The sequence below is a fragment of the Agathobaculum sp. genome, from assembly GCF_034098985.1.
Classification (GTDB): Bacteria; Bacillota; Clostridia; order Oscillospirales; family Butyricicoccaceae; genus Agathobaculum.
This window is the reverse complement of sequence record NZ_JAXEOA010000022.1, coordinates 43,832-59,723: the sequence shown is the minus strand read 5'-3', so window position 1 is coordinate 59,723 and position 15,892 is coordinate 43,832. Positions and strand designations below refer to the sequence as shown.

12 protein-coding genes are annotated in these 15,892 nt (G+C 53.6%); 8 read left to right on the top strand and 4 right to left on the bottom strand.

What is annotated here, in order from left to right:
* Position 1: 1 nt before the first annotated feature.
* The 4 genes from SO058_RS07595 to SO058_RS07580 all read right to left on the bottom strand — a co-directional run bounded on the left by SO058_RS07595 (position 2) and on the right by SO058_RS07580 (position 6,380).
* Positions 2-799: a TlyA family RNA methyltransferase gene (locus SO058_RS07595; protein ID WP_320842388.1), complete on the bottom strand. Its 798-nt coding sequence runs from the start codon at positions 797-799 to the stop codon at positions 2-4.
* Positions 796-2,664 carry a 1-deoxy-D-xylulose-5-phosphate synthase gene (gene dxs / locus SO058_RS07590; RefSeq protein ID WP_320842387.1) on the bottom strand — a complete coding sequence of 623 codons (1,869 nt, stop codon included), beginning with the start codon at positions 2,662-2,664 and terminating at the stop codon, positions 796-798. Before dxs ends, SO058_RS07595 begins: the two co-directional genes overlap by 4 nt.
* A gap of 27 nt (positions 2,665-2,691) precedes the next feature.
* A complete protein-coding gene (locus SO058_RS07585) occupies positions 2,692-3,282 on the bottom strand; it encodes a hypothetical protein (protein ID WP_320842386.1) in 591 nt (196 codons plus the stop codon).
* A gap of 1,010 nt (positions 3,283-4,292) precedes the next feature.
* The gene (locus tag SO058_RS07580) at positions 4,293-6,380 is read right to left on the bottom strand and encodes a glutamine synthetase III family protein (RefSeq protein ID WP_320842385.1); all 2,088 of its coding nucleotides are present in this window, start codon (positions 6,378-6,380) and stop codon (positions 4,293-4,295) included.
* Positions 6,381-6,791: 411 nt separating this feature from the next.
* Between SO058_RS07580 and SO058_RS07575 the strand changes: the two genes are divergently transcribed.
* The 8 genes from SO058_RS07575 (at position 6,792) to SO058_RS07540 (ending at position 15,870) form a co-directional block, all read left to right on the top strand.
* Positions 6,792-7,886 carry a class II glutamine amidotransferase gene (locus SO058_RS07575; RefSeq protein WP_320842439.1) on the top strand — a complete coding sequence of 365 codons (1,095 nt, stop codon included), beginning with the start codon at positions 6,792-6,794 and terminating at the stop codon, positions 7,884-7,886.
* Positions 7,886-9,391, top strand: a complete 1,506-nt coding sequence (locus SO058_RS07570; RefSeq protein ID WP_320842384.1) for a glutamate synthase-related protein — start codon at positions 7,886-7,888, stop codon at positions 9,389-9,391. Before SO058_RS07575 ends, SO058_RS07570 begins: the two co-directional genes overlap by 1 nt.
* A 14-nt stretch (positions 9,392-9,405) precedes the next feature.
* Entirely contained in the window at positions 9,406-10,128 is a 723-nt protein-coding gene (locus tag SO058_RS07565) for a glutamate synthase (RefSeq protein ID WP_320842383.1), read from the top strand.
* Positions 10,129-10,156: 28 nt separating this feature from the next.
* On the top strand, positions 10,157-11,476 hold the full coding sequence (locus SO058_RS07560; protein ID WP_320842382.1) for a glutamine synthetase family protein: 1,320 nt from the start codon (positions 10,157-10,159) through the stop codon (positions 11,474-11,476).
* A 42-nt stretch (positions 11,477-11,518) separates the two neighbouring features.
* Positions 11,519-12,091, top strand: coding sequence for an ANTAR domain-containing response regulator (locus SO058_RS07555; RefSeq protein WP_320842381.1), 573 nt, complete (start codon positions 11,519-11,521; stop codon positions 12,089-12,091).
* A gap of 158 nt (positions 12,092-12,249) precedes the next feature.
* Complete coding sequence (dapF, locus tag SO058_RS07550; protein WP_320842380.1) at positions 12,250-13,095, top strand: diaminopimelate epimerase; 846 nt, start codon at positions 12,250-12,252, stop codon at positions 13,093-13,095.
* Positions 13,092-14,717 carry a CTP synthase gene (locus tag SO058_RS07545; RefSeq protein WP_320842379.1) on the top strand — a complete coding sequence of 542 codons (1,626 nt, stop codon included), beginning with the start codon at positions 13,092-13,094 and terminating at the stop codon, positions 14,715-14,717. Before dapF ends, SO058_RS07545 begins: the two co-directional genes overlap by 4 nt.
* Positions 14,695-15,870, top strand: coding sequence for an LL-diaminopimelate aminotransferase (locus SO058_RS07540; protein ID WP_320842378.1), 1,176 nt, complete (start codon positions 14,695-14,697; stop codon positions 15,868-15,870). Before SO058_RS07545 ends, SO058_RS07540 begins: the two co-directional genes overlap by 23 nt.
* The last annotated feature ends 22 nt before the right edge of the window (positions 15,871-15,892 follow it).

Below are 15,892 nucleotides of genomic sequence, written 5' to 3'. Positions count from 1 at the left end.
ATCAATCGTCCAATTCCTTATGTGCTTGCCGCACGATTTCGGTCAAATCGAGTACAGCGTCGCTCCCCAATTTGGTCAGATAACCTAAAAACTCAATATTCCCTTCTGGCCCTTTAATAGGGGAATACGTAATATCCTTTACTGCAAAGCCTGCGTCATGCGCATTCTGAAGAAAGGCTTCCAGCACCTCAGTATGGATTTCGGGTTCGCGCACCACGCCTTTTTTGCCGACCTTGCCTTTTCCCGCTTCAAACTGCGGCTTGATCAAGCATGCAACGCAGCCGTCATCCGTCAGCAGTTCCGCTATAACAGGCAGCACCAGCTTCAGCGAAATAAACGATACGTCGATCACGCACAGGGACGGCGTCTCCTCCAGTTGTTCCGGCGTAACATACCGAATATTGGTGCGCTCCATGCAGACGACGCGCGGGTCCTGCCGGAGGCTCCAAGCAAGCTGCCCATAGCCCACATCGATCGAATAGACCTTGATCGCGCCGCGGCGCAGCAGGCAGTCGGTAAAACCGCCTGTCGAAGCGCCCACGTCCATGACCACCAAACCGGCCGGATCAATGGCAAAATAGTCGAGCGCTTTCTCAATTTTATGTCCGCCGCGCGATACAAACGCCTTGCCCATATCCCGCACTTCGATTTCTGCGTCCTCCGGGACCGTCATGCCGGCTTTATCGGCTTTTTGGCCATTGACATACACCAGTCCAGCCATAATCGTTGTTTTGGCCCGCTCACGCGAGGGCGTCAGCCCACGCTCGAACAGCACGACATCCAAACGTTGTTTGCTCAAATCCCCATTGCCTCCCCGACCGTCTTTGCTAAACCGTCCGCATCCAGCCCGCATTCGCGGTACAACTCGTCCACACTTCCATGAGTCAGAAAGCGGTCTCCCGTATTGCATAAACGCAGTTTCGCCGTTGTCAATCCCTGCTCTGCCAGCGCAGCGGCAAGCGCCTCGCCCATGCCGCCGCGTTGCACAACATCCTCGGCAACGAGAACCGCGCGCGCCCGAGCCGCCGCCTGCAGCAGTTTCTCCTCCATAGGTGCGGTCAAATCATTCCATTTATAAACCGCGGCCTGCACGCCTTTTTCCGCTAATATTTCAGCAGCGCGCAACGCCTGATCGACTAAAGCTCCGTAAGTGGCAATAACCGCATCGCCGCCCTTACACACGCATACACAGGCCTCGCCCGCCGTGTTGCCCGAAAACACAGCCTGTCCGCCGCGCGGATACCGGATGGCAATCGGGCCGCTGTCACGGTAAACGGCTTGGCTGAGCATGGTGCGCAGTTCCGCAAAATTGGACGGCGCATAGAGTTTAAAGCCCGGTATCTGCCGGATAAAGCCTACGTCGAACACGCCGTTATGCGTCGCTCCGTCCGCGCCGACAATGCCCGCACGGTCGATTGCCAGTACCAAATGGATGCCCCCGTCAATCGCGACATCGTGGATCAGCTGGTCATACGCCCGCTGTAAAAACGTGGAATACATAGCCACGACCGGGACAAGCCCCTGTTTTGCCATGCCGGCCGCCATAGCAAGTGCGTGCTCCTCTGCAATGCCGACATCAAAAAAGCGGTCTGGATGCGCTTCCGCAAAGTGTGAAAGCCCGGTGCCCGACGGCATGGCTGCGGTCACAGCACAGATTCGGCTGTCCTTTTCCGCGAGCGCGCAAAGCTCCGCTCCAAAGCAAGCCGAGAAATCTTCCGCGCTCTGCCCGGCGCTCTTTCCCGTGGCCGCATTGAACTGCGAGATCCCGTGAAAGCGCTCGGGATCGGATTCCGACGGTCCATAACCTTTCCCCTTGCGCGTCATCACGTGCAGCAACACGGGTTTTTTCATTTTCTTTGCCTGTGCAAGCAATTCGCACACGGATTTTAGGTCGTGCCCATCGACCGGCCCCAGATAAGCAAGCCCCATCTGCTCAAACAATGAAGTCGGCAATAACAGCCGTTTCATTCGCGTCTTAAACCGCGATACTGCTTGGATCAGGCTTTTGCCGCCTGGAATCTTGGCCAGCACAGCTTTGACATTGGTTTTGGCGCGCAGATAACCCGGATTGACGCGCAGCCGCGACAAATGCCGGCTCATGCCCCCGACATTTTGTGCAATCGACATATTATTATCATTGAGCACGACGAGCAGCGGTTCACCGCTCGTGCCCACGCTATTGAGCGCTTCGTATGCCATGCCGCCGGTCAGCGCGCCGTCTCCAATCACCGCGACCACATGGTATTTCTGATTTTTCAGCGTGCGTGCATGCGCCATGCCAAGCGCGACAGAAACCGATCCGGACGCATGTCCTGTGATGCAGGGGTCGGTGATGCTTTCCTCTGGCTTCATGAAGCCGGACAGCCCGCCATATTGCCGCAGTGTATCGAAGCGGTCTTTGCGGCCAGTCAATATTTTATGCACATAGCTCTGATGCCCGACATCGTAAATGATGCGATCTTTCGCCGAATCAAATTCACGCTCCAGCGCGACTGCCAACTCAACAACACCGAGATTAGACGCCAAATGTCCCCCCGTCTGCGAAACATGGTCTACGATAAACTCACGCAGCGCGCCGCAAAGCGCAGCCAGCGAATCGTACGACAGATCACGCAGATCGGCGGGACTGGTTATATTATCTAAAATTCCATACCGTTTGTTCATGGTTCCTCCTTTGGATGGAGGTGCATTTTATTTCTTTTTTTCAAAGGAAACGGGCAGCACCGACAGCACCCGACCGCAGATCGACAGCACCTTGCCGCTGTATGCGATCGCAATCCCCTTGCCGGCAGCCTTGCCGCCGATCGTCATGGCAGAAATCATGCCGGTAATCAAGAGTGAGACAACAACCGCTTCACCCGCGCCTTTTCCCGCTGTAAGCGCGGCAACAATCAGCGCGCCAGTAGCACCCGAAATAATGCCTGCAATATCGCCGATTACATCGTTGCAGATGCTCGATACCTTTTCCGCGTTCCGCGTCATCCACACTGCCTCTTTTGCGCCTTTGACCTTGCGCGCCGCCATGGAGTGAAACTCCTTTTCCGTCGCTGAGGTCGCCGCTACACCAATCATATCGAACATAATGCCAAAGGCAATAAACAAAAACAGGACGATAAACGACGTAGCCGTATTTGCATTGTTCAGCGCTTCGTTGGAAGCGTAGGACATCGTCATGGAAAGCAGCAGGCTGACCGTCATGATGGTGACCACCCAGCGAACGTTGACCAGCCGGGCTTTGGGTTGCGGGGATGGCTTTTTCTTCTGTCTGTCGGATGCGTCCAAGGATATAAGCTCCTTTATAAGAATAATACGCCTATACGAGGCGCTTTCTGTAATAAAAAAAGTGGCGGCAGGCGGAGTAAATCTTACGGCTTGAGGTTCGGTTGGATTTCCCCGCGGACTGCCACGCGTCGCCGTCGTGGGGGTTTCCCATTAAAGTCCGTGCCGGGATGTTGCCATCACCGGGACCGAATTGCCACTGAGTCCGTACTGCAATCCTCCGTCTGCCTCTTTGGGAACAGCCTAGGTGATTTCCACTGCAGGCAACACGATTCTTAGCCTCTTTTGCAGCCATGGTTTCAAGCGTCAATTCCCGCGGCGTTCCTGGCCGGGAAACCGCGGGCGGATACCCTATCCACCATAACCACTCAAGGCAGGCTACACTGCACACAGCGTTTTGCAGCTGATTGCACACCTTTCTCTTGCCCCGAAGGCAAGCGTGTCGCTCACATCTGCTCCGCACCGCAATACAGGTTTCATCCTATACCGTAAGACATCCATCAATCAAAACGATGCTATAGGTGTCCCACGCATATAGGTCTCCACGGCAGGAGGGTCGGTACTTCATGCCATTGAAGCGCGCCCTCGAGCCTTAACCTCCAGCATCCACCCCAAACTGGGCGTAAGAAGCAAACACCAGAGACTTCATCGATATGCCCTTCTACGGATTTTTAGGCCCGTCCTGGGAATCGCATGCGCTGACTAGGATACTGCGCCACTTTAAACGATATTTGTACCCCGTTTTGCACGGAAGCATCCATGATCGTCTAGTTGCAATTATAACAGATATATAACTTGCTTTTCAAGACATATTCATATTAATTTGTTAACATTTATCTTTTGCTGATCTCATCTGTACGCATATAGGGAATAAAATCTCTTTTTCGATGCTTATAAAGAGATTAGCTATTCATAGTATTAAACAGCGTGTATCTCTCCGCTTCTTTCTGAAACGGTGAAATACACGCCTTTGCAAGCTGTATTGTTTATCAAAAAAACGCTGTTAAACTATTTTATACATAAAACAGAATGTCAGAATACGTGGGGAAGGGCCAAAATTCCTTGCCGACACGGGTCTCCAGCTTATCAGCCGGTTCCCGCGCGGCCTGCATAGCCGGGATCACGGTATCATGATAATATTGAGCGATTGCACACGCTGAAGTCTCGGGGGCGTTATCCAGCGCGGACTCCAGCGCTGCACACTCGGTATACAGCTTCTCCGCAAGCGCCGAAACCTCTGCAAGCAATGCAGCTTCCATGCCGCCCGCAATACCGATATCCTTTTTATCTTTGACAGTCTTTGCGAGTTCGCGTTCATATGAAACACACGCAGGGACGATCTGCTGGCGAATCATGTCGCTCATGGTCAGCGCCTCAATATGAAGCGTTTTGGCATATTCTTCGAGCAGTGTCTCTTCGCGGGACTCCATTTCTTCCTTTGTATAAACATTGTGCTGTGCGAACAGTTTCAGGTTCTTTTCATCCGTGTAGTGCGGCAGTGCGTCTGCGGTCGACTTTAAATTTGACAGACCGCGCGCTTCCGCCTCTTCAATCCAAGCATCGTCGTATCCGTTCCCATTGAAGATGATACGCTTATGCGCCTTAATTTCACGCTGCACCAACTTGATCAACGCGTCATTAAAGTCTTCTGCACGCTCCAATTCGTCGGCAAACACGCGCAGTTCTTCGGCAACCGCCGTGTTAATCATGATATTGGCGCACGCAATATTGAATGTAGAACCCAGCATGCGGAACTCAAACTTATTTCCGGTAAATGCAAACGGCGAAGTACGGTTGCGGTCAGTCGTATCCTTGGGAATCGGCGGTAGCACAGAAACACCCAGAGACATCTTGGTCTTGACCATGTCGGTATAGTCCTCACCTGTTTCGATCGCGTCCAGCACCGCCTGCAGTTCATCGCCAATGAACATAGATACAATAGCGGGCGGGGCTTCGTTCGCGCCCAGCCGGTGATCGTTACCCGCCGAAGCGACCGAAATGCGAAGCAAATCCTGATACTCATCGACCGCTTTGATAACCGCAGTCAAAAACAGCAGGAACTGCGCGTTCTGGCTTGGGCTTCTGCCCGGTTCCAGCAGATTTTCGCCATCGTCTGTGGACAGCGACCAGTTGTTATGCTTGCCAGAGCCGTTCACGCCTTCAAACGGCTTTTCATGCAATAGACAGATGAAATTGTGTTTCTGTGCCACACGTTTCATCACTTCCATCGTCAGCTGATTGTGATCGGTCGCGATATTGGTCGTGGTGAACACTGGCGCCATCTCGTGCTGCGCCGGCGCAACCTCATTGTGCTTGGTCTTTGCAAAGATACCGAGTTTCCACAGTTCTTCGTCCAGTTCTTTCATGAATGCCGAGACCCGTGGACGGATAGAACCAAAATAATGATCCTCCATCTCCTGCCCCTTGGGCGGCTTTGCGCCGAATAGCGTGCGTCCGGTGAAGATCAGGTCCTTGCGCTTAGCGTAATCTTTCTTGTCGATCAGGAAATATTCCTGTTCCGGGCCGACCGTCGTTGTCACGCGCTTGACATCCTTACCAAACAGCCGCAGTACGCGAACGGCCTGCTTACTGATCGCATCCATCGAACGCAGCAACGGGGTCTTTTTATCCAGAATCTGACCGGTGTACGAACAAAAAGCAGTCGGGATGAACAACGATCCATCCTTGACAAACGCATAGCTTGTTGGATCCCAAGCGGTATAGCCACGCGCCTCAAATGTGGCGCGCAGGCCGCCTGACGGAAAAGAAGAAGCGTCTGGTTCCCCGCGGATCAGCTCTTTGCCCGAAAACTCCATCATAACGCCGCCGTCGTCGGTCGGCGAAATAAAAGAATCATGTTTTTCGGCCGTGATGCCTGTCATTGGCTGGAACCAGTGGGTATAATGGGTCGCGCCCTTGCTCACTGCCCAGTCTTTCATCGCAGTCGCCACAACAGCGGCTACATCGGCGTCGATCGCGTTGCCCTCGCGCATGGTTTTCTTCAATTTTCTGAAGATGTCCTTGGGAAGACGTTCTTTCATAACAGTCTCATTAAAGACCATGCTGCCGAACAGCTCGGGGACATTGCTTGCTGTGCTCATGAACCAATCGCTCCTTACTATATGTGAATTTCATTGCGAACAACATAAAAATAAAATAAGCGCTGCGGGTCGTGTTCCCACAGCGCCTTTGCTGTTTACACTCTGAATTATATCCATCCAGCCTTTCTTTGTCAAGCAAAAACCCGTTTCTTTTTTCGTTTTTACCAGATTTAATGCAAGATATTGAATTAAAGTCGGCACTTTCCACCTATTTCTATGCAACTTGCAAAAATCCGGGTATTCTTTGGGATTTCGCTTGACGGCGCGCCCATCCTCCTATAAAATGAAAAGCGGACAAAGGCGTCCACCATAGCCAAGGAATTAGGGCTTTCCCTTTCTTGGCTATGGTGGACGCCTTTTTATTTTTCGAATTTTGGATGTGCGTACAGTGATAAGGAGGAATCAATTGTGTTGCAAAAAGAAGGAGCGGTCCGTATCCCATCTGGATGCGCCATTTCCGGCATATTCCATAAGGATGGACACCGGGAAAATGGAGAGCGTATCATTGCATCGATCCGCATGATGCACGACCGTTCCAACGGTTTAGGCGGCGGTTTTGCCGGCTATGGCATTTATCCCGAATATGCCGACTATTACGCATTTCACATCTTTTATAATACGCAAAAAGCAAAAGAAGCCTGTGAGGAGCAGCTGGAAAAGCATTTTGATATCGTTAACCTTTCCAAAATTCCGACCCGCCGTCATCCATGTATTACGGATGAGCCGATGATCTGGCGGTATTTTGTCATCCCGCTTCACGTTAAGCTGACTGCAAGCCAGCTTGACGAACGAGAATTTGTTTCCCGTTTCGTCATCCGTATCAACCATGCGCTTGACGACGCGTACATTTTTTCCTCTGGTAAAAACATGGGCGTATTTAAGGCCAGCGGTTTCCCAGAGGACGTCGGCGAATATTACAAACTGGAAGAATACAAAGCTTATTGCTGGACCTGTCACGGCCGCTATCCGACCAATACGCCAGGCTGGTGGGGCGGCGCGCACCCGTTTTCGCTGCTCGATACCACAGTCGTGCATAATGGAGAGATTTCCTCATATGACGCCAACCGCCGCTATATTGAAATGTTCGGCTATTCGTGCGACCTGCAGACCGATACCGAGGTCATCACCTATATCATTGACTATCTTAGCCGCAAGCTCGGGCTCACACTCGAAGAGATCAGCCATGTCCTCGCCGCGCCGTTTTGGTCTACGATCGAAAAACAGAAACCTGCGGAACGCGCACGGCTGACTTATCTGCGTAACGCATTCGCTTCACTCATGGTCACCGGGCCGTTTTCCATCTTAGTCGGCTACGAAGGCGGACTGATGGCGCTCAACGACCGGTTAAAGCTGCGCTCTATGGTCGTCGGTGAAAAAGGTGAAACCGTCTATATTGCGTCTGAGGAATGTGCAATCCGCATAGTCGAATCCGAGTTGGACCGTATCTGGGCACCGCGCGGCGGTGAAGCGGTGCTGGTCAGTCTAAACGATGGAGGAGAACAGTAATGGCGATTAATTTCATATATCCGCAGTACGAGGTCGTCCGCAATTATGACCGCTGTATATCCTGCCGTGTCTGTGAACGGCAGTGCGCCAATGAGGTGCATTTCTACAGCCCAGAATCTCAAAAGATGCTGGTGGACGAATCCAAATGTGTCTGCTGCCACCGCTGCGTATCCCTATGTCCAACGCGCGCGCTCAAGATCGTCAAGACCGATCACACCTTTAAAGAAAATGCTAACTGGACGGGCAAAACTATTTCTGAGATTTATCTTCAGGCCGAAACAGGCGGCGTATTACTCTCCTCGATGGGAAATCCCGAACCGTTTCCGGTTTATTGGGATAAAATTCTCATCAATGCATCTCAGGTCACCAATCCCTCTATCGATCCGCTGCGCGAACCCATGGAGACTAAAACTTTTCTCGGCAAAAAGCCCGGCAGGATCGAACGAAGTGCGGATGGTGTCGTCGTGCCCAATCTGTCCCCACAGCTCGAACTCGACGTGCCGATTATGTTTTCTGCTATGAGCTATGGGTCGATCTCCTATAACGCACACGCCTCACTCGCCCGTGCTGCCGCCGCACTCGGCACCTATTACAATACCGGCGAGGGCGGCCTGCACGAGGACTTCTACCAATATGGCCCTCACACTATCGTACAAGTCGCGTCCGGCCGCTTTGGCGTTCACAAGAATTATCTGAACGCGGGCGCCGCTATTGAGATCAAGATGGGCCAGGGTGCGAAACCCGGTATCGGCGGCCATCTGCCCGGTCTCAAGGTCGACCCGGACATTTCCAAGACCCGCATGATCCCCGAGGGAGCAGATGCGATCTCCCCTGCACCGCACCACGATATTTACTCCATCGAGGATCTCCGGCAGCTCGTTTTCTCCCTCAAGGAAGCAACTTCTTATCAAAAGCCAATCATGGTCAAGATCGCTGCTGTGCACAATGTGGCGGCGATCGCGTCGGGCATCGCCCGCTCGGGGGCGGATATTTTATGCATCGACGGCTATCGCGGCGGTACGGGTGCGGCGCCGACCCGGATCCGCGACAACGTCGGCATCCCAATTGAGCTTGCGCTCGCTGCAGTCGACCAGCGTCTGCGCGACGAGGGCATCCGCGGGCAAGTATCAGTCGTGGTCGGCGGTTCGATCCGTAATTCTGCCGATCTTTTAAAAGCGGTCGCGCTTGGCGCGGACGCCTGCTATATTGCTACTTCCGCCCTGCTTGCGCTTGGCTGCCACCTTTGCCGCTCCTGTCAATCAGGTAAATGCAACTGGGGCATCGCAACACAGCGCCCCGAATTGGTTAAGCGCCTTAACCCTGATGATGGCTCACAACGGCTGATCAATCTAGTTGCAGCGTGGGATCACGAGCTGAAAGAAATGATGGGTGGTATGGGCATCAATTCGATCGAAGCGCTGCGCGGCAACCGCTTGATGCTACGCGGACTAGGCTTGACGGAAAAAGAGCTTGCCATCCTTGGTATCAAGCACGCTGGCGAATAAGGGGGCGAATGTTTATGAATATTCAGGCAAACCTGACCAATTATCAGCTGGTCAACGAGCAGCTTCGCTCGCATGATGACCGGGAAATCAGTCTAGAGCATGTAATCGGCCAGCGCTATCTGGGCTGTGGTTCCGCCGGCAAGTATATTTCTATCCGAGGCACGCCGGGTAACGGCCTCGGCCAATATTTAAACGGCTCAACCATCGAGGTATTCGGCAACGCGCAGGAAACAGTCGGCAACACGATGAACGACGGCGAAATCATCATTCACGGAAACTGCGGCGATACCTGCGGTTATGCCATGCGCGGTGGACGCATCTTTATCAATGGTGACTGCGGCTATCGTGCAGGAATACATATGAAAGCCTATCAGAACAAAAAACCTGCCATCGTCATCGGCGGCAAGGCAGGCTCGTTCTTAGGAGAATACCAAGCTGGCGGCCTGATCCTGGTGCTCGGCATTGGGCAGAACGGTGCGTATCCCGTCAGTAATTTCTGCGGCACCGGTATGCATGGCGGCAAAATTGTGATACACTGTGAGCAAGCGCCCGAGGGTCTGCCCAAGCAGGTGCTTGTCAGCCGTGCAACCGGGTGCGACCTCACTGAAATTCAGCCGCATATTGCGGATTTCTGCCGTCTTTTCGGCGGCGATGCCGACAATCTCATAAGGCAACAATACTTTGTGCTGACCCCCAATCCCGCAGCGGGTTATAAACAACTCTACACATTTAATTAACCGAACAAATACAAGGAGGAGCGGCTTTATGGATTCCACCATGAATGAGGTCGTGCAATTTATTGAGGAAAATGACGTAAAATTTATTCGTCTGGCTTTCTGCGATATTTTCGGCAACCAAAAAAACATTGCCATTATGCCCGCGGAACTACCGCGCGCTTTTGAGCAGGGGATCCATTTCAACGCAGCTGCGCTGCGTGGATTTTTAAATATCGAAGTCTCCGACCTGCTTCTATTCCCTGACCCGGCCACGCTGTCTGTTCTGCCATGGCGGCCAAGCCAGGGACGGGTCGTCCGATTTTACTGCGACATCCGCTATCCGGACGGCTCGCCGTTTGAGGGCGACGGCCGGCACATCCTGCGTCTGGCTTCGGCGCGCGCCCGCAAACTGGGCTATACCGTCACCATGGGCACAGCCAGCGAATTTTACCTCTTTGAGCTCGATGAAAATGGCCATCCGACCATGATTCCGCACGACCATGGGGAATATTTCGATATTGCACCGCTCGATAAGGGTGAAAACGTCCGCCGCCAAATCTGCCTGACCTTAGAGGAAATGGGCATTCAGCCTGAGTCCTCCCACCACGAGCAAGGCCCTGGCCAACATGAGATTGACTTTCGTTATGCCGACGCGATAGCGGCGGCCGACAATTTTCTAACCTTTAAATCTGTCGTCAAATCGATAGCCACGGCAAGCGGCCTTTTTGCCTCGTTTCTGCCCAAGCCTCTGCCCGACGCGCCCGGAAACGGTCTTCATCTCAGCATTTCCATTCATAAAAACGGGCAAAACCTGTTTTGTCCACAGTTTTCCACGGCTCAGGAAGGTCAGAGCTTTGTCGCCGGCGTATTGAAACACGCCGCGGCGTCAACCATCTTCGGCAATCCGCTGACCAATTCCTACGCTCGGCTGGGCGAATTTGAAGCGCCCAAATATATCACATGGTCGCATCAAAACCGTTCTCCGCTCATCACGCTTCCCATGACGACGCTCGGCTCGCCCAGCCGCATGAAAGTCCGTGCGTTCGATGGCTGTATTAATCCGTATATCGTGTTCGCGCTCATCATCCATGCCGGGCTGGACGGCATTGAGCAAAGCATGCCACTTACCCCCGCATGTGATGTCAACCTGTTTACCGCGCCACCTGAAACTGTTTCCCTTTATCAGACGCTTCCGGTATCTCTATGCGAGGCAGTCGAATATGCGCAAAGCAGTCCGTTCATAACAGGCATTCTGCCAGAGCGCACGCGAAGCTGTTTTTTTGCCGCAAAACAGGCTGAGCATGACCGGATCAAAGCGGCGGACGACCGCACGGCAGCGGAACATGCTTTGTATTTTGAGCGTTATTGACCATATCGGTCCCAGAAAGCGATAAAGGAAAGGGGGACTTTCTTGGAACAGATTCTGGTCGTCTCTGCACTGGAAAACACATATGCCACACTTGTGCAATTCCTGGTATCCTGCGGCGTACAAGCGCAAATGTTCCCCGCTTTTTCCGGCGCAGAGGCGCGGCGCGCTCTGGTTGATCGCGATTTCGATCTCGTTTTGGTCAACGCGCCCCTTTCCGATGAATTTGGCCATGAGCTTGCACAAACCGCCGCACACCGTTCGCTTGCAGGTGTATTGCTGCTAACAAAGGCCGAGATCGCCGACGCGGTGTCGGAAAAGGTGGAGGATGACGGCGTGTTTGTTCTGCCAAAACCGCTGAACCGGGCGCTAATGCACCAGGCGCTTCGCATGGCCCGTGCAGCCCGCTCACGCCTGACCGGGCTGCAAAGCGAAAACCGCAGGCTGCAAAAACGCATTGCAGATATCCGGCTGGTCGACCGTGCAAAGTGCGTACTCATTGAATGCTGCGGCATGTCCGAGCCCGACGCGCACGCATATATTGAAAAACAAGCGATGGACCGCCGCCAGACCAAGTGCGAGATCGCTGAGGATATCCTCCGTGGTCAGGAAAAGTGACCAAAAATCCGCCGCATCTATCCGACAAAATTTTTCCGCTTTTTTTGAATTGACTAGAGAATTTTCGTCCGGATTATGCTATACTAAATGGTGTGTGAGCCAGTTTTCGAAAGAAACTGCCTTGCGCGCCATTTTTTGTATCTAAGGAGTGATTGCACGTGAGGCTGGCTTTCACCAAAATGCACGGCTGCGGCAACAACTATATTTACTTTAATTGCTTCGACCAGACGATCCCGGAGCCCGAGGCGCTCTCGATCCGCCTGAGCGAGCCGCATTTCGGCATCGGCGGCGACGGCATTATTCTCATCTCTCCTTCGGATAAGGCAGACGCGCAAATGCGCATTTTTAATGCCGACGGGTCAGAAGGTAAAATGTGCGGCAACGGCATCCGCTGCGTCGGCAAATACCTATATGACAACGGCATGGTAGGCGAACGCACCACGGTCACCATCGATACCCTGTCGGGTGTGAAAACGCTCGAGCTTTTTACGGAGAACGGAAAAATGGTCACCGCGCGAGTCGACATGGGCGTGGCCATTCTGGCGCCGCGCAATATCCCCGCCGCGTTTGACGGTGAACATGTGATCGACGCGCCGTTGGTCGTAGATGAAAAGGTATACCATATCACCTGCGTTTCCATGGGCAACCCGCACTGTGTAGTCTTTACCGACGAAAAGGTCGCAACGCTGGATCTTGCGCGCATTGGGCCTAAATTCGAGCACAACCCGCTCTTTCCCGAGCGTGTTAACACGGAATTTGTCAATGTGAATCCAGATGGTTCGCTTCAGATGCGCGTTTGGGAACGCGGATCTGGCGAAACCTGGGCATGCGGCACAGGCGCATGCGCAGTCGGTGTGGCGGCGGTGCTCAACGGGCACGCGCAGAAAAACCAGGATATCACCGTGCATTTGCGCGGCGGCGATCTGACGATCCGATATACAGATGAGACCGTGTTCATGACAGGCGCGGCGACTACCGTATTTGAGGGGGAAATCGAGTTATGACAAAATATATTTTCGTGACCGGCGGCGTGGTCTCTGGTCTGGGAAAAGGCATCACAGCGGCTTCGCTCGGCCGCCTGCTTAAAAGCCGCGGCCTTAAGGTCGCCGCACAGAAGCTGGATCCGTACATCAACGTCGATCCGGGCACGATGAGCCCATTTCAGCACGGTGAGGTCTACGTGACCGACGACGGCGCAGAGACTGATCTTGACCTCGGCCACTACGAGCGCTTTATCGACGAGGATCTTAATAAATTCTCCAACCTTACGACTGGCAAGGTATACTGGAACGTGCTCAACAAGGAGCGGGCGGGCGAATATCTGGGTGAGACCGTGCAGGTCATCCCCCATATTACCAACGAGATTAAATCGTTTATTTACTCGGTCGGTAAAAAGACCTCGGCAGACGTGGTCATCACAGAGATCGGCGGCACGACCGGCGATATCGAATCACAGCCGTTTCTGGAGGCCATCCGGCAGGTCGCGGTCGAAGTCGGCCGCCGCAACTGTCTATTTATTCATGTAACGCTTGTTCCTTACATCTCCGGCTCCAACGAACCCAAGTCCAAGCCCACCCAGCATTCTGTCAAGGAACTGCGCGGTCTGGGCATTTCCCCAGACATCATCGTCGCGCGCGTCGACCGGCCAATGGATGACGAGATCAAGCGCAAGATTGCTATGTTCTGCACCGTAGCGGAGGACTGCGTCATTGAAAACCGCACGCTTCCCGTGCTGTATCAGGCGCCCATGATGCTGGAGGAAAGCCACCTGTCGGATATCGTGTGCCGCGAGCTTGCTATCGGCGCGCCCAAGGGCGATATGAGCGAGTGGACCGCGATGCTTGAACGCATCGCAGCCCGTCAGGATCATGTGAAGATCGCTCTTGTTGGCAAGTACGTCAAGCTGCACGACGCGTATCTTTCCGTGGCAGAGGCGCTCCAGCACGGCGGCTATGAGACCGAGTGCTTTGTCGACATCGACTGGGTTGATTCCGAGGAAATCAACGACTCGACCGTGGACAAGCTTTTGGGCGAGGTCGACGGCATTATCCTCCCCGGCGGATTCGGCCCGCGCGGCATTGAAGGCATGATCTGCGCAGCAAATTATGCGCGTACACAGGGTATCCCCTATTTCGGCATTTGCCTTGGCATGCAGATCGCGGTCATGAGCTATGCCCGGAATGTGCTGGGCTTTGAGGACGCCAATTCCAGCGAGTTTGACCCGGAATCCACCCATCCGGTCATCGACTTGATGGAAAGCCAGCAGGGCGTTTCCAAAAAAGGCGGAACGATGCGTCTTGGCGCATACCCCTGCAAGGTGCGCCCAGATACCATCATGGCGCGCGCCTACGGGGAAGAGATGATCTCCGAGCGCCACCGCCACCGCTATGAGTTTAATAACAGTTTCCGCGAGGATATTGAAAATAAGGGCATGCTGATTACAGGCTCCTCGCCGACCGGCGAGCTTGTTGAGACGGTTGAAATTCCAGAGCATCCGTTTTATATCGGCGTGCAGTTCCATCCCGAATTTAAATCCCGCCCCAACCGTGCGCACCCGCTGTTCAAAGCATTTGTGCACGCAGCACTGAAAAGGAGTCAAGACGATGCAGATCAACAAGAATTTTGATAATCTGGAGCAGAGCTATCTGTTCTCTACCGTAAACCGCAAGCAGCGAGAGTTCGCCGCCGCACACCCGGAAGCCGATATCATCAAGCTGTCGATCGGCGATGTGACCCGTCCGCTTGTGCCTGCTGTTATCGACGCGCTGCATGCCGCCGTCGAAGACCAGGCCAAACAGGAAACCTTTCACGGCTATGGCGACGAGCAGGGCTACGGATTCCTGCATGAAGCGCTCGTCGGATATTATCAAAGTCATGGCGTGGCGCTCGATACCGATGAAATCTTTATTTCCGACGGTGCCAAAAGCGACCTTGGCAATATCCTCGATATTTTTGGCGGAGACAATACCGTGCTGATCCCCGATCCGGTTTATCCGGTTTACGTGGACACCAATGTGATGGCGGGCCGCAAGGTCGTTTTCATGGACGCAAACGAAGAAAACGGCTTTTTGCCGCTTCCCGATTCTTCCGTCAAAGCCGATATTATCTATCTCTGCTCGCCAAACAACCCGACCGGCGCGGCCTACGACCGTGATGGGCTGAAAGCTTGGGTCGATTATGCGAATAGCATGAATGCCGTCATCCTATATGATGCGGCGTATGAATGCTTTATCGAGGACAAGAATCTTCCCCGTTCGATCTATGAGATCGATGGCGCAAAGACCTGCGCGGTCGAGTTTTGCTCATTCTCCAAAATGGCGGGTTTCACCGGCACGCGCTGCGGCTGGACCGTCGTTCCCAAGGCGCTGGCAGAAGGTCAGCTCAACAAGATGTGGCTGCGCCGTCAGACAACCAAGTTCAACGGCGTTCCTTATATCGTCCAGAAAGGCGCGGCGGCTTGTTTCACCGATGAGGGACAAAAGCAGATCCGTGAAACACTCGCATATTACAAGCAAAACGCCAAGGTGCTTTCCGAAACGCTCGACGAACTCGGCATCTGGTATACGGGCGGAAAATCCAGCCCTTACCTGTGGCTCAAATGTCCGAACGGTATGGGAAGCTGGGACTTTTTTGACTATCTGCTTGAAAACGCTCATGTGGTCGGCACGCCCGGTGCGGGCTTTGGCAAAAACGGCGACGGTTTTTTCCGCCTAACCGCGTTTGGCGACCAGCAGCGCACGCTAGAAGCGGCGAAACGCTTGAAAAAGCTGCTCGGCTAACTGCTATATTCATAATGGGACT